The organism is Streptomyces sp. LZ34 (genome assembly GCF_053890475.1).
The window spans coordinates 12,217,081-12,233,667 of record NZ_CM132680.1 but is presented as its reverse complement, the minus strand read 5'-3'; the positions used below and the strand labels follow the sequence as shown (position 1 = coordinate 12,233,667).

The window sequence follows — 16,587 nt, the reverse complement described above, 5'->3', positions numbered from 1 at the left end:
GGGTGGTGGGCGACGGCCTGGATGGCCGGCGGCCGTGGACGGTGGCCGTGGTTGGCGGGACCGTACGTGCCGGGGCGCAGTCCGGCTGAGTGAGGGAGAGCGGTGGGATCCGTGAGTGGGCAGGACGGCGCGGGCATATGGCCCGCGGGACTGAGTGAGGCGATACGGGCCACCGCCGGGGATATCGCCGTGCTGTTGCGCGGTGCGGCCGACACCGGGGTTCCGGTGCCCGGGTCGCGGTGGTCGGTCGGGGAGGTGGCGGCGCATCTGGCGCAGGCCAATGAGCTGATGGCGGATGTCGCGGCCGGGAGGCCGCGCCCCTACGGTGATGGCACGCCGGACGGGCTGGCCGAGGCCAACGAGGTCGCGCTCGCGGCGTTCGCCGAGCGCGGGGCCGAGCCGCTGGCCGCCATGATCGTGGACCAGGCAGACGCGTTTCTCGAGGCGGCGGCCCGGCCCGCCCCGCACGACGAACTGGTCAGCCCGATGGGCCCGATGAGCATGGACGTACTGGGGTCGTATCTGCTGACGCACATGCTCGGCCACGGCTATGACCTCGCCCGTGCGCTGGGCCGTCCGCACATGGTCAGCCGTGCCCGGGCCGAACTGTCCCTGCCGTTCCTGATGGTGGCCATGCCCCGCGTCGTCAGCCCCACCGCCGCCGGGCACACGGCTCGCTACACCGTCCGCCTTGGGGGCGATGTCTGCTTCGGTGCCACGTTCACCAACGGCGCGGTGGCTGTCAGCCCGCGGCCGCCGGTCCGCCCGGAGTGCACCATCCTCATGGAGCCCGTCGCCTTTCTCCTCGTGGCGCTGGGCCGTCTCGGCCCGTGGGGCGCCCTCGCCCGGGGACGCGTCCTGGCCTGGGGCCGCAAGCCCTGGCTTGCCCCGCGCTTCCCCACTCTGTTCACCCCGCCCTGATCCGGCCCGATCCGGCACCCGATCGGGCCCACGGGCGCGAGGGCGGTCTCGCTCAACTCGCGTGGGCCGCCCCAGGGAACCGCGCCCGACGTCCGCGAGCGCCCGCTGCCGGGCGCGGGGAACACCGGCGCCGCCGAGCACCGGATACTTCGGCGGGGCGATGTTCCCCGGACGCGCGAGCCGTACCGCGAGCTCACCGTAGGCGGACAGCAGCCGCTCGACGGGCATCGCGCGGCGCCTGCCATCAGACATCCCTGCCGGTGAACCTTCCGTGCCGCACGCTGCATGTGGACCAATTCGGCGGAAGGTACCGTCAGCATGGCTTTCCAGGAGAGTCGGCCGCGGCACGCGACCAGCTACTCGAGCAGGAAATCGAGCTCCGCCGCGCCATCGAGGCGGCGACTGCCGCGAGGCGCGCGCTGCCGCCCGGCGGAGTGATCCCGGAGGACTACATCTTCCAGGGGGCAGGGTCTGACGGAGCTGCCATCGACGTCAGGCTGTCGGAGGTCTTCGTGCCCGGCAAGGATTCACTGATCATTTACAGCGGCCAGCCGTCAATTTCGCGGTCGTGGCGAGGACGCCGCTGTCACGGCTCATGACATTCGCCCAAGAGCGCGGCTGGTGACACCTGCGTCTGTTCTCCGCGGCGGGCAACAGCTACAGCCGCGACTACCTGGCCGAGACAGCGGACGGCTCATCGAAGCCCATGCTGAACGTGTTCCGCCGTGATGGTGAGGACATCCGCCACTTCTGGGGTTCGGAAATGCTCTACGCGCCCATGGAACCCGGTTACGGCCCCCGCCACGTGGACACCCTCGATCCGCTGTGGAACATGTTCGACCTCACCCCGGAAGGACGCGGAATCGACTGGGAAGAGCGGCTGAGCTATTTCGTGTGGTGGAGCTGTCCAGGACTGCACCGCACGGAGGCCTTCGACGCCGATGACGTGCAGTGCCGCCTCGGCAGCCGCCTTCCCCACCTCCCCAGAGGCGGCACTCCGGTCCGGTGGCTGCCGCTGTCCGCCCCGACGAGCACCCGACCTGGCCGCCCCACTTGGCCTCGATCCCTACGACCACATCGCGAAGGCCCGCATAGAGCGATTGGGGGCGTGGCCGGCCAACGTCGGCCACAGGCTCGGGCGGCGGCACGGGAGCTGCGGGCCGTGGGGGCGTGCCGGCTACGACGGGGCTTGCTTGGCTGCCCGCCACTCCGGTGCGAGCACCGACCAGACCTCGATGTCGTACCGCTTCCCCCGGTACAGGTAGCTCTCGCGCAGCACGCCGTCTTTCGTCATCCCCAGCCGCCGGGCCACGGCGGCGCTGGCCCCGTTCGCCGCCGAAACCAGCCACTCCACGCGGTGGATGCCCCGTTCCTCGATGGCCCAGTCGATGATCACGCGGGCGGCCCGGGTCGCCAGTCCCCCGCCGACGGCCGACGGCTCCAGCCAGCAGCCCGCCTCGGCGACGCCCTGTCCCACGTCCATCGTCTTGAAGAGGACTCCCCCGACCAGCTTGCCGTCCGTCCAGATGCCATAGATCCGCCCGGCGTCGGCCGCGGCCTTCTCCGCGTAGGCCTGGAGGAGGGAGCGGCTCGACGCCAGGTCCGTCACGGCGTCGGCCAACGCGATGTACTGCCCGATGAATTCCCGCCCCCGGTCAATGTGGGCCAGGAACTCCTCGGCCCGCCACGGCTCAAGCGGGCGCAGCTCAGCACCGTCGTCGCCCAGGGATATCGCGTACATGGTCGCCTCCACGTCGAAACCGGCGCACACTGCGGAGGAGATCATCCCACGCTCGTGCCCGGGACTACGGACCGACGTGACACACCGACCGTGCCAGGTCCCCTCCGTCACTTCGTTCGCTGACGGTGCCCGGGCCGAGCGAGCCAGGATTCTCAGTGCGGGGCTTACTGGGCTTCGTGTGAACCACTTTCAATCTCGGCCAGCCAGAATCGGTAGCGGCCGGCGAACGGCTGCGTGTCTCCTCTGAGCGCGGTCCGCAGCCACTCGGCCGCGCCGGTGGCCCGAGTGATGACTTCCGAGGGATAGGAATATCGGATCCGGTGCTCGGCGAACTCGTCCTCGTCGTCGACGAAGACGCTTCCCCCCTCCCGGACACGGCAGACATCGAGGTCCAAGTCGATCATGGTGACCGCTCCGGCGTGCGGCCACCGGGCCGGGGTAGTGACATCGCAGTACACGTCCAGGCGCGCGGGATCCGCTTGGAAGAGGGCGGTCCACCAGGCCTCGCGGGGAAAGAGCATGACCCGTGGTTCCTGCGAGGCATAGACGGGGCCTTCGGCACCCTTGCTGTAGACGGTGCCCACTGGCGCTCCGAGCCAGACTCCGTGCTCGTCCTCGCCAAGCCGGATCATCCGGTAGTGCCAGTGCAGGCTGCCGTCGTACTTGCGGACCGAGACCTGGACCCCAGCGGTGTTCATGCCCCGAACGCTACAACAGTGCCTCACCAGCCGGACGCGGATCGGTCATCCCGCACCTGGCGAACGGCTTCAGCACGTGAATCGACCTGAAATATACGAATGGGGCTCGTGGCCCACTCCCCGACTTGCGCTTCGACGAATATGGGAAGCATAAGGAGGAAGTGTCGGAAACTTCCGTTCGGCGACCTCCGGCCATGCGAACTTTCAAGGGCGTAGTGGTTGACAGGCTGGAGGCAATCGGTAATATCCTGATTGCTTAAGTCGGTGATCAAGTCAGTGCTTTAACGATGCCCCGCGTACAAACAGCGAGCGCAGGTTGCGGCATCGATCGCTGTTCTGCTCTCTCCAAGGAGCCAGCCATGTCACTCCGCGACCAAGGAGACGACACGACCGACTGCGGTGCCAGGCGCCGGCGGCCTCTTCGATTCGGGATCACTCAACCGGAATGGCCCTATTGGCAAGCGTCCAGCAATTATCGATGGCCCACACAAGACAGCCCGACAGTCACGGAGATCGCACGTGGCAATGCGCGAACAGCCTGATCACTGGCATTTACTGAAACACATATGCATGCATGATTGCAACCCGGAAGCCCTAGCAGACGTCAAGAAGGTCCTCGAGACTCTTACGTGGGATGATCTTTCGGTTCAGGCGAGGCGTCACCGCATGCTGCCGCAGGTCGCGGATTTTCTGATCCAGGCGAATTATCTGGACTTGGCCCCTCATCAGTTCCGCCGCGAGCTCATCGAATCCCTCTACTGGAACCGACACCTGAGCGCTCTCGCCACGGATGAGGCTGCTCGCCTGGTGCAGGCGATCACAGAATGCGGCATGACCGTCGCGTGCACAAAAGGGGTGATATTCCAACACTCGCTCTACGGAGGGCGCGGGGTCCGCACCTTCAACGACATCGATCTCATGATAGACCCCGCCCACAAAGATATCGTAAAGGATGTGATGATCTCCGCGGGATATCACGCGGGGAAAGATTACGACTTCCGTACGGACACCTTGACGGAGCTGCCACGCCGCAGGCTGGCCATGTATCTCCTGCGGCCGGACCACCTCCCGCACTTCTTCCGGCCGATCACCGGTGAGGGAATTCCCTACCATATTACGGATGTCGCCTTCAGCCTCACCTGGTACAGCAGTGGGTGGCAGGTTCCCATGGTCGAGGCCCTGACAGACCTGGACGAGGTGGAAGTCGGGGACGGCAAGATCAAACTTCCCTCCCTCACCCCGCCTTATTCCTTCATTTTCACTGCCATGCACCTCTTCAGGGAGGGCTGGTTCGAGCGCGCGGTCCGGGCCAAGGATCTACGGCTCGGGCAATTCGCGGACATCTGGCGGCTCTGGCACCGGATGGACGCCGGTGATATCACCATGCTGTCGGACCTGATTCGCCGTTATGACATCGCGCCCCCTCTCGCATGGGTCTGCTCCTTCACCGACCAGATATTCAAGAGCCGGATCATCGAGGGACTCGGACTCGAACCCTACTGCGAAAGGTCATGGCTCTGCAGCACTGGCGCTCTTGACGGCTCCTATCTGGAATGGTCCGGAGACATGGTCGAACGACTCAACAACCCGGGCTCCCCAGAGTTCGTCCCGGCCCTTCGACCTCCGTACGGTGATCTGGCGCAGATCGACAACCGAACCGAATCACGGAAGTAAAAGGAGCCTGGAATTGAATATGCCGCACATGGCACACAGTAAACGATTGGACATGCACGCTGCACTCAGCCACAAAATTCAACTTCTGGTGGACGGGCTGAACATCAGCGATGAATTCTATGAGCATGCTCAGGGTTACAAGGGCCGCATCGAGGCCATCTACGGCCACCACAAAGGTGCGGCTCCCAAGCGGAAGATACCCCAGGAGATCATCCTCCATCGCCCGCCGGGCCTCCGCCCCACCGAAGCCGTCGTCGCCCAGGTGAGGTACAACGAGAACTCCCCGCATTGCCTCATCTGGACGCCGGACGGACCGGCCTTGTCCACGGGAGGCGAGACGGTTCCCATCGAGCTCATACCGGAGCCGGACTACTACAAGGACACGCTCGAGAGCGGTGTGAAGGTCAGTTCGGTCACCCAACTGCTGGGTACCGATCTGCTCGGGCTGGTACCCAGCAACTACTGTGCGCTCTTCAGCACAAAAGAGGAATGCACCTTCTGTGAGATCATTCCACACTACGCTCTGGCCAGAGAGTACCGGCGAAGCATAAAGCCGGATGACGTACAGATCTCCGCCATGAACCATGCCCTGGCAACAGATCCCGTCGATTACATAGTTTTCACCACGGGAAACTATGATCTCGAAAACTCGCAGACCGTTCAGCATTACTACGATGTCAGGTCACAATTGCGAGTACCCCCCTCAGTCAAACGCAGCTACGCCTGTTTCATGCCCCCGGACGACGTAGCCGCTCTCAAACTGATCAAGGAATCCGGATTCACCTCGGTTCTTCTGGATATCGAAGTGTGGGACCCGGAGCACTATGCGGGAATGGTTCCTGGAAAGACTCGCTGGCTGGGCCGGGACGGGTTCCTCAGAATGCTGGAGGCAGCGCTCGAAATCTTTGGCCAAGGTGAGGTCTACAGCAATCTGGTCTACGGCATCCAATCGCTTGGAGGAGTGCCGGACGGTCGGAGGTTTCATGCGGAACAGGAAACCGATCTCTGTCTCGAGGCCACCGAGGGCCTGACCGATCGCGGGGTCGTACCGCTGTTCACGATCTATCATACGAACGGACACAGCAAGATCGGAAACATCGATATCAGCAGCCAGGAGCTAATGCGCTTCGCCACCGGGTACGGCGCGCGCACCCTGACAAGCGGCCTCGTATCAAAGGAGCGTAATTCGGTAATCTTCGGCCTGGGATCGATCGCCAACCACATCTACAACGACTCCTACTACCTGGCCAAGACAAGGATGTGAGCAATGACCGATACGGCGGCTCTCCTGCTGATCATCCTCCTGTCGCTCACCACAGGTATTGTCAGTAAAATCTCGGATCTCTTCAACGATGACGGACTGCGTTCGTTCACCGGTGCGAGTGAACTCTCCGGGATTGTGTGGGCCATCACTGGTTCGGCTCTCGTTTTCCTTGACAACGGAGTGGCCGCTTTATGGCTCGCCACGGTGCTCTACTGGTTCTTGCGGCGAAAGCTCGATCATTTCAACCATGCCTTTGCCGGTGTATGCATAAGCGGCTGCGGAATACTGGCAGCAACTCACGGCCGGGTCGACTCAACGGGATTTCTGTTCCTCCTCGCCTGGCTTGTCGCCAGCGGTTATGCGAACACCTGGCTGAAACAGAAGTACGTGTCACACATCCGCCTTCAAAAATTCCTCAGGCTACGTCTTCGGTACTACGCAGGGCCGATAATTCTCTCCATTTTCACCACGGATCCGATGCCTGCGGCATCCATTTTAGCCGGGATGCTCGGCACCGAAGCGGTCACCATCCTATGGAATCGAAACGCTCCGTTGATCGAGTCAAGCGCAGTCGATCACTCCACGTCGGAACTGGTGCGTGAACAATGAATCTCACGCGTGTGTCCGCAGGAATTCTCTGGTCCGGCCGTGAGCTCCTCCTCGTTGAGCAGGAGTCCAATGAAATGCGATACTGGAGCCTGCCCGGCGGAGTCGTGGAAGCCGACGAGACAGCAACACAGGGACTCATCCGCGAGGTAGAAGAAGAAGCCGGGCTCCGCATCACCGAAGTCAAAGCGATGGCTCATGTCACGGAAATCCGATCGCTTGATTCCATCGTGATCGCCACCGTTTTCGAGGTGTCGGGATGGCAGCCCTCCACGGGCCTCAACAGAGTCGGTGACCCCGCAGGGGAAGTGCAATCAGCAGAGTTCATGCCGATTAACCAGGCAAAAAAGCATCTGGCGCTCCTTCCCTGGCCGGCCATGTACGAACCCATACTGGACTACCTCAGCGGAAGCGGTCAGCCGTACTACTTCTATGAAGACCGTGAAGGCGTCCAGGTAAGAATCGAGGACGGCCTCCGCGGGAGGGCTGCACGATGACGCACCATCTGGCGATCCTCCCCGACCCCTCCCCCATGGCCACCGCGATCTACCGGGAGCTCGGTGGAGTCGCCCTGGGCATGCATCTCATGCGGGAGTTCGCCGCCACGGAACATGAGGTCTCGATCCCAAATTTTCGCATCATTCCGATCGACGTAACCCCGAGAAAATTAGTCCAAGAGGTAGCAGCGACGGCCAGTGATTTCAACGCAGGTATCGCACTACGCTATTCGGGGCTCCGCGAGGCCTTTTCGCGTGAGAGTCGCAGAGGGGTCAACAGCACCGGCCTCAGGTACTCACACCAAATGATCCTCCAAGGACATTTCGACCTTCTGTCGGCCAGTGGTCTGCTGGCACGTGCGCCTCGCGGAACGGTGTCACTCGTCCTACAAGAGATGATCACAGGTTCCGACTTCATCGGCCCGGTTCACTGCTACTGCCGCGATCACGACATCACTCTTGAGATACGGCGCCGACATGCGGGCAGGCTGATCCACAAGACCGGAGACGACTCTTGTCACGATGAAGTCACCGACATCGCCCACCCTACCCAGGGTGATGAAGACATCGCCATAAGGTCCGTGCTGCGGACCGCTCGTGCCATGCGCTCGGCCGTTGGTTTCGACCTTGACATCGAGGGCTTCTGGACGGGAGGAAGGCTCGTAGTACTCCAGCTCAGGCCGATCCCCTCCGATTTGCCCGTCGATTCTGATTTCACCTCGACCGTGGAGTCACTCAGAGACGGAATCCATCACTTCACACGCTTTGTCTGGGGGGCATTCGATCTCACCGGCAGGATCGCGCCGGACATCACCTCGGGCAGCCCGCTTGTCACATGGACGGATCATGAGCGCGCCCAGGGCTGGGAGAACATTCCTCGTGAACTCGGGCGCAAGCTCCCGCTCATCGTGGACATGGATTCGGGATTCCACCTCTCTCACGACCAGGCGCTCCTGCCACCGGCCGGCCCGCTGAGGAACAGCTTCCGATACGTCTCGGTCGCCGGATGGCCGCAGAAAGCGGACCTGATCGGGTCCAGGGTCCGATGCGTAAGCGACGGCGAAATGGGAGTCGTGCGCATCGAGGATCGTTCCGGGTGACACCGTCCGCTGCACGAGTCGGTTGCCGAATGTTAAACGTCAGCAACGGGAAGGCGTGGATGTCAGAAGCGCATTCAGTCTCACAGGAGTACGACACATACAATTCCGTACCCGCCCTCGAACTCGTGGGAAGGGCGGTCTTCGGGCATGAGTACCGGCATCAAAAGAGCAGTCTGTGGCCGCAGGATCTCCTGCGCTCCGTGCAGGCTCTCGGCATAGCCGAGGGGTCACAGGTCGTCGATATGGGGTGCGGCAACGGTTGGGCATCTCAGCTACTGGCGGAGACCCTGGACTGCCAGAGCATGGGGTGGGACATCAGCCCGACAAACGTAGCGTCCGCTCAACTGTCGAATACCCGACCCCACAGATGCTCGTTCCAACTCCGAGACATGAACGATGTGTCAGGGTACGAAGGGCGCTTCGATCTGGTGCTCAGCATCGGCAGCCTGTACTGGTCCCGGTCTCCTCGTTCCACCGTCGCCGCGTGGCGTCGGCTCCTGAGGCCCGGGGGGACAATCCTGACCTACATCGTGAAGTCGATCCGTCCCGGTGCGACCTCCAGCATTTTGCCGGGAACGGCGGCCGAAGCCGACGAAGTGGATTGGGTGCAACTCTTCTCATGTCACGGACTTGAGGTGACCAGCACCGACCGTACCGATCGTTTCATTTCCTGGCTGAGCGCCTGGAACTCTGCTATCGACTCCTATCGGAAAGAGCTGCGGCACGAGATGGGTTCAGAGAGCCTTGAGGAGTTTTCCAACCGTTTCCTCGGCCTGGCTCGAGCGGCTGAGGCCGGTGAGCTACGGAGGTTCGAGATCGCAGCCACTTCCTCCGAGATCGGCAAGGCAGGTTCCATATGAAGGGACTGACGATCCTCGGGAACGGTGCCGGCTCCGGAAAATCCTGCTATTCCGTGGGAGTGCTGAGGCTGTGGAGAGACCTCGGCTGGAAGGTCGAACCGTTCAAGGCTGTAACCGTCGTCGACCTTCAGGACCCCAGCTGCGATCACCCCGACCTATGGCGGCACGGCGTTTACCATCACTGCTCGGCAGCCGGAGTGGACTGGGAATGGACACATAATCCGGTCGCAGTTGTTCCACATTCCGACGCACTCAGCGGCGAGCTGTTCATCAAGGGGCAGTCGAGGGGAGTTGTCGCGCTCACCGGAAGCGACTGCGTCGATTTTCAATCAATGAGTCCGCACATGTTTTCCGAATGTGAGATCGCGATTCTGGAAGGGCTGGAGATCCTTCAGTCGCGCGGCTCCAGGATAGTGATCGAGGGCGCAGGCGCCGTGGATCAGCACAAGGAAGACTCTGATCTGGCGAACCGCACGCCGGCCCTGATCGCCGGACTTCCCATAGTTCTGGTGTCCGGCTTGCAGGGACTCGATCTGATCCCTGAATACGCCTGCCGCCTCGACCCTCAACTCTCACAGCTCATCCGTGCTTTCATGGTGAATGGCGTGATCGACGAGGAATCGACAGCCGTGACGGTGGCAGAACTTTCCCGGCGGGTGGGGAACAGGTTCGTAGGCTGGACACCACGCGTTGTCTATCCTCCCTATGACGGAACGTTCACCGCTCGCCAGCAACGATACAGAATCTGGGCCGATGCCATAAGCCGCGCGTTCAGGGGCTCCCTGGAGGAATTTCAACGTGACCATGAGGACGACACGGATCAGCGCGGCCCGCGCCCCGAAATCAGCCGACTTCACTCCCTCGAATGATTTGATCGGAAATCCCGACCGGCTCCGGTCGCGTCTGCGAGAAGACGGCTATCTATATCTTCAGGGATGCGTCAACAGCGGTGCTCTCCAGACCGCGCGCAGCGATGTCCTGTCGGCGTTGCACGGTCTCGGCTGGGTCGTCTCGGACAAGTCGCAGCTTCCCTGCGCCAACGCAAATATCTATCCCGGCGAGGCCGCATACTGGAAAGGGCTGGAAGCAATGCTCCGGCTGCCCAGTCTTTATGCGCTGAAGCGGGACACCGGTCTGACATCCGTCTTGGGCGATCTGTTCGGCATGCCGTTCTTCGCTCACCCTCGGACGGTTCCTCGCATCGCGTTTCCCACCACCGGCGAGGGTTTTTATGAGTCGCCGGCCCACCAGGACTATCCCTACGGTCAGGGGGCGCTGGACACTCTCACCGTGTGGATTCCGCTGGACGGCTCCTCCAGAGCCAACGGCTCTCTCGAAATAATGGCCGGCTCGCATCGATCCGGATCCCGCGAGATATTCGGCGGCACCGAGTACCGGTGTGCGGCCACGTCCGTCGATGCCGCGAGTGCCGCTTGGCGCGGCGGGGATCTGTCTCCCGGGGACGTGCTCGTCTTCACCAGCCTGACCGTGCATCGGGCCCGTCCGAACACCTCGGAGAAGATCAGGCTGTCCGCCGACGTCAGATTCCAGCCGGTGGCAAGTCCGCTCTGCGCGTCAGCGCTTGAGCCGGCGTTCTATCCGAAGCTGCCGGACTGGTCGGTACTGCTGCCGGAGGACCAGCGCGAGTCGAGGGTACCGGAGAACGTTCGCATGGTCCCTTCCGTGCCTCCCGAGGAGGTCGAACTACCGGAGGTGTGCCGCGCATTTCCGTGGCTCATTCCATCGAATTGAGACGACAGCGGCTGGATTTTTGAGGATGGTTTTTTAATGCCGGACCATGTGACAGCAACCTGTTCGCGCGATGGCGATGTGGTGACGCTCACCGAGGGGTACGTCCCGGTCATCGATCTGGGCCGCGACAAGAGTTCAGATGTCCAGCGCCGGGCGGCCGTGGCGAGGGCCATCGCGCGGGCATGCGAAGCGAGCGGCTTTCTCGTGATAGTGGGGCATGGCATCCCAGAAGGCGTCATCACGGACATGTACCGGGTCATGGAATCGTTCTTTGCCCGGTCGACAGCGGAAAAGTCGCGTGTCGCCGCGGACGATTCCGATCCACTGATGCGCGGTTACCATGTCCGGAGCTCCCGCCATGAACAGTTCTACGCCAATATCCTTGGAGAAGACTCAAGGGACGCCGAGCCCCCGTGGGGGGATCCGCGTCTGCTCGTGCCGAACAAGTGGCCTGACGATGGAGAGTTCAGACGGGCCTACCTCGCCTACCATGCGGCCGTCGAGGAGCTTTCCCGAGACGTGCTGCGCCTCTTCGCGATCGCGCTCGGGATTCCGGAGGGTTGGCTCGTCGACCTGTTCGAATTTCATATGAGCCCGCTCACCACCAACTACTACCCGCCTCAGCCGGTTCCGCCCGGAGACGACGAGTTACGCAACGAGAAGCATCGCGACTGGAGCGCCCTGACGATTCTTTACCAGGACGATGCTCCAGGGGGACTGCAAGTCGCCCATCACAGCGGCCGCTGGGTCGATGTGCCGGCCATTTCCGGCTCGTTCGTGGTCAATCTGGGACGTCTCATGGCTGTCTGGACGAATGACCGATGGGCCAGCACTGTCCACCGGGTGGTCAACCCGCCCAGGGAAGTGGCTCATCGGCACCGGATCAGTGTGGGATTCTTCTTCCATCCGAGCCCTGATGTCATCGTTCGCCCCATCGCGCCGCTGCTCGACGCGGGCGAGGCACCCAGGTATGAACCGGTTCGCTCAAGCGACTTCTTCGTCAGCCGGTCGGCAAAGGCACGCGCCAGTCGGCGGCAGACGTGAGCACGCCGCGTCTGACGTGGCGCTTCGGGGCGGCGGCACAGGGCTGCGCATGGCCGGAAGGCCGTCACCGTGTGGTCAGGTTGACGATTCAAGAGACCGACATTATGGAGCGAGCACAGTGACTGATGCCTGGGATCCGCAGTTCGAATCGATCATGCGTGAAACGCTGCGTTTCCTTCCCGACGACGAAGAGCTCGAACCCGATCTGAACACCAGCTCAGCCGGCCTGGACTCCGTGGCCAGTGTCGAGCTGCTGGTAGCGGTGGAAGGTGCGTTCGGCATCGTCGTCCCTGACGAACTCATTGTGCCGGAGACCTTCGCGACTCCCGCAGGTTTCTGGAAGGTGATTCACGGTCTGCTGAATGCGGATGATGCGGCGTGACGGACCTCACGGATGCCCTGGCATCGGCCCTGCCTGTACTGCGGAAGCATGCTCGTGGGGTCGACGAGGAGGGGATTTTCCCTGTCCAAAGCCTGGCCGCTCTGCGGGACTCCGGTCTGATGGGGCTCCTGGTCCCCGTCGAGCACGGAGGCATGGGCGCGAGGCTGCACACGTTTGTGGACACGGCGCTACAGCTGGCTTCGGCCTGTCTGTCCACGGCTTCTGCCTGGGCGATGCACTGTCAGCAGGTGGACGTGCTCGCCCGTTACGGGACGGAAGAACTGCGGGATGCGGTGCTGCCCAGAGTCGCGGCCGGTCACCTCTATATCGCCTCGGTCACCACGGAGTCGGCCAAGGGTGGTCACCTGCTCAGCGCGTCCTCCCCGCTGACTGCCGAGGAGGGGGGTCTGCGCATCAGCCGGGAGGCCCCCGTGGTGACCGGTGGGGCCCACGCCGACAGCTTTCTGATCACGATGCGCGCCGACGAGGACGCCCAGGCGGACGACGTCCTGCTTGTTTACGCCGAGCGGTCGCAGTTGGAGATCCAGGAATCAGGCAGCTGGAACGCGATGGGGATGCGCGGAACGCACAGCTTGGCGCTCCGTCTCGAGGGCAGGGTCCCGGGGACCAACGTGGTCGGCGAGCGCGGCCGCTTCAATGCAGTGGCGGTCGAAAGCATGGTGCCGCTTGCTCATCTGGGATGGTCCGCCTGCTGGCTCGGCGCGGCTCGTGCCGCCTTCGCGGAGCTGGTCGGCCATCTGACCGCGGCTGCACGAAAGGGCCGGAAAGACCTGTCGTCGGATCTGCTGAGGGAGCGCCTGGGCCGTATCCGGCTCGACTTGGAGTTGGTGCACGCGTATCTGCGGAAAGTGTGCGAAGAGGTCGAACAGGCGCGCAACAAGCATGAGAGCCTGAACCGACCGGCGATCCAGATTCACCTCAACTCGTTGAAGCTCGCCGCGTCGGAACTCACCTTTCGGGCCGCGGACCGCATGGTCGAGCTCGCCGGCCTGTCGGCGGGCTACTCGAAGGACTCGTCGTTGTCGCTGGAACGCACCTTCAGGGATCTACGCTCAGCGAGCATCAATTATTCCAATGACCGATTGTGGGTGGCAAATGGCACTTTGACCCTGCTCGATCGTGAGGTTCGGCTGGTGGGGTCCGAATGAGCATGATCTTCCAGGGTCCGGAGAACTTCTTTGCTTTTTCCGCAATCCCCTTGCTCCAGGACCAAGCGAGATCATAGAGTGATCTCGCCCGGTAAATCTCTCACATGTTTGGAGGTGAATTATGCCTCTCGATTTCGATGATGAGTTCGAGGACCTCGACATCCGCACTCTGGACGAGGCCGAGCTGGACGATGTTGTCGGCGGCTTCGGCGTGGGGATCAACAAGACGTCACCCAGCTGATAATTTATCGGCCCAGTTGTAAGGCGATTCCTTGTTCCCATCGGTGGGTGCAGAGATGTATTCGTTCTCTGCACCCACTGCCAGTGTCTGCTGGCAAGCTCATCGACTTCCTGAAGGAACCCTCCGATGCGGAATTCCACGGAACCTCGACTGCGTCAATTAACACCCCCGCAAAGAGTTCACTTCAGGCGGTTTCCTCCCGATTCCGAGTCACGCACGGCGATATGGAGGCAGCAGAAGATCGCGGGGCCGCTTGATGTCCGCTCCTTCAAGGAGGCCCTCCGGAACGTCGTCCGGGAACACGAAGCCCTACGACTGAGCTTCATCCCGGCTCAGGGTGTGCTACATCAATGGGTCCGGGACACCCCCTCGGCTCAGCATTTGATTGCCGCCCAGAACATAAGGTCGTCATCTCAGGGTCAATTCGATCGGTACGTCGGGCGCTTCCTGGCCTCGGAAATGAGAAGGTCATGGGACCTCGGGAGCGAGTATCCTTTCAGGTTCTTTCTACTCCGGCACTCGCCGGATCTGCATGTATTCCTGGCGGGATTCACGCATGCGGCCATCGACGGCAGGTCTTGCGATATCATTCTGAGGGACTTGTGGAGAACCTACGAGGCGTGTCGCGACGTCGGCCCAGCTCCGTGCGCCGAGGAATCTTCCCAACGCCCGGGGAAATCTCCTGTCCCGGGTGTGGAAAACACACGGGAAGATATCCGGAAGCAGGCGGCTACCTATTGGTCCAAGCGGTTCGCGAGCGTTCCTCCCTTTATCCAGATATGGGGAAGAAACGGTCCCCCGCCGGTGCACGACCAATCGGCGGGGCTCGCCCAAGCTGACAAGCCTTACCGGGTATTCAAGGTGGCCGGCACCCCGCTGCATACTATGCGAAACCATGTCCGAACGAGCGGCTGTACCGAATTCAAGTGGATTCTGGCAGTCTTCGCCGCTACCTTGTTCTCACTTTCCCCGCAGGACAGAATAAAGATATCCGTCCTGGTAGACATACGTGGGAGCGCGGAACGTGAGGCCGTTGGAATGTTTGCCATGCGCATCCCGGTCATCATTGAACGGCAAAGTACGCGGGCGAACGCCATCGCGCATGTACATCGAGAGCTGATCAGTTCTATCGCCGCCTACAAGCGCATGGATCCAGAGGAGTTGAATCACGCACTCAGGGACGACGGGGAGAAGCTCGGGACATCGACAGTGGACGATGTGTCGATCAACTACCGGGTGATGAGCGACGCTCTTCCCACCATGGGTACGGACGGCATCACCGTATCGGCGTACGAATCTCCGCACTCCCCGGAACTGAAATTCGAGCCCTACGGACTGGACCTGAAAGTTTTCAGCAGTCCAGATGCCCTGCATTATCATTTTCTGGCTCATGACGCCGTTTTTCCTCCGTGGTTGCAGGATCAATTCTCGGCATCGTTCGAAGCTGCCCTGGCGGAGGGTGGCGGCCTCACCCCGGATGAGCCCATTCCGAAAGATCGGTCCGTTGTCGAAGGCTCCGGGTTCGACCTCATTACAGATGCGGACGGAAAAGTCGTCGTCGCCGTGGACACACGAAGAATCGCTGAATCCCTGCTACAGGTCGAAGGAGTGGTCGCTGCCGAGGCCATCGTCCTGAAGGATGAACATGGCCTCGATGTGCTCCAGGCACGTGTAGCCACGGATCGGGAGGTACCCGAGCACGTCCTCCGTGCGCACGTGAAGGATTCCTCGAACGGCAGTCGTTTCATCATGGTTCCGAAGTCGATTATTTATGAGTCGGTATCACCTGACCGACAGCATCACTAGCGGAGAGTAGATGTCGCCAACGTTCAGCACGGACGACTTCGTGATTTTCGACGACTTTCTGTCGTCGGCAAGTCTGGACAAGCTCAGGGATCACCTCAGGAGTGAACGTTTCGCTTATGTCAAAAGTTTCCGCTCACGATCCCGCGTGTTCGGTTTTCTCGATGGAGATCCACTCGTAGGGCCTTCGGTTATCCAGCACCATCCCGATGCTCCCAAAGGCGCCGCTCCTTATCCGGCCGGCACTGCGATGGACTTGTTCGTGGAGGCCATCGACGAGGCGGCAGAATCCCTGTCTCCGTGGTGCGGTGAAAGGGGGAACTCCTGGGACTTCTTCACCTGCACGCCTTATCTCTACCCCCTCGGGGCCGGACTCTCCTGGCACGATGACGCGAAAGACAGGGCCGCCTCGTACGTGTTCTATCTGCATGGTGAGTGGAAGGCATCCTGGGGAGCGGAACTACTCATCGCGAGCCGTGACCGCGCCGATGACACGAGCGCTGATTCCGATGCGATGAACATCACGGACTTCGGACACTACGTCAGGCCCCTGCCCAACAGACTGGTCGTCATCAAGGCGGGGACACCACATGCGGTCAAGCGCGTCGAAGTCAACGCCGGTGAGAATGTCAGGATGTCCGTCACCGGATTCTTCCAGGCGCTTTCTTCCCGTTCGAATGAGCTCGGATAGTCGATGTCGTCGCCGCCCGAGTTCACGTCAGCGTCCAGATTCCGTAGCGAAGCCCTTGCCGAGAAGAGCGGAACCCGCGAACTCGGGCCGTTGGTCGAGACCTCTCGTCTCTTCCCGTCCGGTTTGCGGAAGGTCCACGGCAAG

17 protein-coding genes and 1 pseudogene are annotated in these 16,587 nt (G+C 62.1%); 16 read left to right on the top strand and 2 right to left on the bottom strand.

Annotation, left to right across the window (positions count from 1 at the left end; all coding sequences use genetic code 11):
* The first annotated feature begins 102 nt into the window (after positions 1 to 102).
* The 3 genes and pseudogenes from ACWY4P_RS52400 to ACWY4P_RS52390 all read left to right on the top strand — a co-directional run.
* The gene (locus tag ACWY4P_RS52400) at positions 103 to 921 is read left to right on the top strand and encodes a maleylpyruvate isomerase family mycothiol-dependent enzyme (protein ID WP_456207883.1); all 819 of its coding nucleotides are present in this window, start codon (positions 103 to 105) and stop codon (positions 919 to 921) included.
* Complete coding sequence (locus ACWY4P_RS52395) at positions 831 to 1,520, top strand: DUF899 family protein (RefSeq protein WP_456207882.1); 690 nt, start codon at positions 831 to 833, stop codon at positions 1,518 to 1,520. Before ACWY4P_RS52400 ends, ACWY4P_RS52395 begins: the two co-directional genes overlap by 91 nt.
* 107 nt (positions 1,521 to 1,627) lie before the next feature.
* Positions 1,628 to 1,738 (top strand): annotated as a pseudogene (locus ACWY4P_RS52390) (hypothetical protein); the annotation flags it as partial.
* Between the two features lie 360 nt (positions 1,739 to 2,098).
* Here ACWY4P_RS52390 and ACWY4P_RS52385 read toward each other — a convergent pair.
* A complete protein-coding gene (locus ACWY4P_RS52385) occupies positions 2,099 to 2,662 on the bottom strand; it encodes a GNAT family N-acetyltransferase (protein ID WP_456213342.1) in 564 nt (187 codons plus the stop codon).
* Positions 2,663 to 2,826: 164 nt separating this feature from the next.
* Entirely contained in the window at positions 2,827 to 3,360 is a 534-nt protein-coding gene (locus ACWY4P_RS52380; RefSeq protein WP_456207881.1) for a DUF402 domain-containing protein, read from the bottom strand.
* Positions 3,361 to 3,885: 525 nt separating this feature from the next.
* Here ACWY4P_RS52380 and ACWY4P_RS52375 point away from each other — a divergent pair.
* The 13 genes from ACWY4P_RS52375 (at position 3,886) to ACWY4P_RS52315 (ending at position 16,443) form a co-directional block, all read left to right on the top strand.
* Positions 3,886 to 5,034, top strand: a complete 1,149-nt coding sequence (locus ACWY4P_RS52375; RefSeq protein ID WP_456213341.1) for a nucleotidyltransferase family protein — start codon at positions 3,886 to 3,888, stop codon at positions 5,032 to 5,034.
* A 52-nt stretch (positions 5,035 to 5,086) separates the two neighbouring features.
* Positions 5,087 to 6,298 carry a radical SAM protein gene (locus tag ACWY4P_RS52370; RefSeq protein WP_456207880.1) on the top strand — a complete coding sequence of 404 codons (1,212 nt, stop codon included), beginning with the start codon at positions 5,087 to 5,089 and terminating at the stop codon, positions 6,296 to 6,298.
* Between the two features lie 3 nt (positions 6,299 to 6,301).
* On the top strand, positions 6,302 to 6,907 hold the full coding sequence (locus ACWY4P_RS52365; RefSeq protein ID WP_456207879.1) for a hypothetical protein: 606 nt from the start codon (positions 6,302 to 6,304) through the stop codon (positions 6,905 to 6,907).
* A gap of 11 nt (positions 6,908 to 6,918) precedes the next feature.
* Complete coding sequence (locus ACWY4P_RS52360; RefSeq protein ID WP_456207878.1) at positions 6,919 to 7,401, top strand: NUDIX hydrolase; 483 nt, start codon at positions 6,919 to 6,921, stop codon at positions 7,399 to 7,401.
* 35 nt (positions 7,402 to 7,436) lie between these two features.
* Positions 7,437 to 8,501, top strand: a complete 1,065-nt coding sequence (locus ACWY4P_RS52355) for a hypothetical protein (RefSeq protein WP_456207877.1) — start codon at positions 7,437 to 7,439, stop codon at positions 8,499 to 8,501.
* Positions 8,408 to 9,361 (top strand): class I SAM-dependent methyltransferase, encoded by a 954-nt coding sequence (locus ACWY4P_RS52350; RefSeq protein ID WP_456207876.1) that lies wholly within the window; start codon positions 8,408 to 8,410, stop codon positions 9,359 to 9,361. Before ACWY4P_RS52355 ends, ACWY4P_RS52350 begins: the two co-directional genes overlap by 94 nt.
* Positions 9,358 to 10,230 carry a hypothetical protein gene (locus ACWY4P_RS52345; protein ID WP_456207875.1) on the top strand — a complete coding sequence of 291 codons (873 nt, stop codon included), beginning with the start codon at positions 9,358 to 9,360 and terminating at the stop codon, positions 10,228 to 10,230. Before ACWY4P_RS52350 ends, ACWY4P_RS52345 begins: the two co-directional genes overlap by 4 nt.
* Entirely contained in the window at positions 10,166 to 11,113 is a 948-nt protein-coding gene (locus ACWY4P_RS52340) for a phytanoyl-CoA dioxygenase family protein (protein WP_456213340.1), read from the top strand. The genes ACWY4P_RS52345 and ACWY4P_RS52340 overlap by 65 nt, the downstream gene beginning before the upstream one ends.
* 36 nt (positions 11,114 to 11,149) lie before the next feature.
* Positions 11,150 to 12,157 (top strand): isopenicillin N synthase family dioxygenase, encoded by a 1,008-nt coding sequence (locus ACWY4P_RS52335; RefSeq protein ID WP_456207874.1) that lies wholly within the window; start codon positions 11,150 to 11,152, stop codon positions 12,155 to 12,157.
* A gap of 118 nt (positions 12,158 to 12,275) precedes the next feature.
* Positions 12,276 to 12,539 carry a phosphopantetheine-binding protein gene (locus ACWY4P_RS52330; protein WP_456207873.1) on the top strand — a complete coding sequence of 88 codons (264 nt, stop codon included), beginning with the start codon at positions 12,276 to 12,278 and terminating at the stop codon, positions 12,537 to 12,539.
* Entirely contained in the window at positions 12,536 to 13,708 is a 1,173-nt protein-coding gene (locus ACWY4P_RS52325; RefSeq protein ID WP_456207872.1) for an acyl-CoA dehydrogenase family protein, read from the top strand. The genes ACWY4P_RS52330 and ACWY4P_RS52325 overlap by 4 nt, the downstream gene beginning before the upstream one ends.
* A 367-nt stretch (positions 13,709 to 14,075) precedes the next feature.
* On the top strand, positions 14,076 to 15,755 hold the full coding sequence (locus ACWY4P_RS52320) for a condensation domain-containing protein (protein ID WP_456207871.1): 1,680 nt from the start codon (positions 14,076 to 14,078) through the stop codon (positions 15,753 to 15,755).
* A gap of 10 nt (positions 15,756 to 15,765) precedes the next feature.
* Positions 15,766 to 16,443, top strand: a complete 678-nt coding sequence (locus ACWY4P_RS52315) for a 2OG-Fe(II) oxygenase (protein ID WP_456207870.1) — start codon at positions 15,766 to 15,768, stop codon at positions 16,441 to 16,443.
* The last annotated feature ends 144 nt before the right edge of the window (positions 16,444 to 16,587 follow it).

Excerpts from the sequence above, each read along its gene's own strand:
- ACWY4P_RS52385 (WP_456213342.1), bottom strand. The coding sequence starts at position 2,662 with ATGTACGCGATATCCCTGGGCGACGACGGTGCTGAGCTGCGCCCGCTT.
- ACWY4P_RS52380 (WP_456207881.1), bottom strand. The coding sequence starts at position 3,360 with ATGAACACCGCTGGGGTCCAGGTCTCGGTCCGCAAGTACGACGGCAGC.
- ACWY4P_RS52375 (WP_456213341.1), top strand. The coding sequence starts at position 3,886 with ATGCGCGAACAGCCTGATCACTGGCATTTACTGAAACACATATGCATG.
- ACWY4P_RS52370 (WP_456207880.1), top strand. The coding sequence starts at position 5,087 with ATGCACGCTGCACTCAGCCACAAAATTCAACTTCTGGTGGACGGGCTG.
- ACWY4P_RS52365 (WP_456207879.1), top strand. The coding sequence starts at position 6,302 with ATGACCGATACGGCGGCTCTCCTGCTGATCATCCTCCTGTCGCTCACC.
- ACWY4P_RS52355 (WP_456207877.1), top strand. The coding sequence starts at position 7,437 with ATGGCCACCGCGATCTACCGGGAGCTCGGTGGAGTCGCCCTGGGCATG.
- ACWY4P_RS52350 (WP_456207876.1), top strand. The coding sequence starts at position 8,408 with ATGGCCGCAGAAAGCGGACCTGATCGGGTCCAGGGTCCGATGCGTAAG.
- ACWY4P_RS52345 (WP_456207875.1), top strand. The coding sequence starts at position 9,358 with ATGAAGGGACTGACGATCCTCGGGAACGGTGCCGGCTCCGGAAAATCC.
- ACWY4P_RS52340 (WP_456213340.1), top strand. The coding sequence starts at position 10,166 with ATGAGGACGACACGGATCAGCGCGGCCCGCGCCCCGAAATCAGCCGAC.
- ACWY4P_RS52335 (WP_456207874.1), top strand. The coding sequence starts at position 11,150 with ATGCCGGACCATGTGACAGCAACCTGTTCGCGCGATGGCGATGTGGTG.
- ACWY4P_RS52320 (WP_456207871.1), top strand. The coding sequence starts at position 14,076 with ATGCGGAATTCCACGGAACCTCGACTGCGTCAATTAACACCCCCGCAA.
- ACWY4P_RS52315 (WP_456207870.1), top strand. The coding sequence starts at position 15,766 with ATGTCGCCAACGTTCAGCACGGACGACTTCGTGATTTTCGACGACTTT.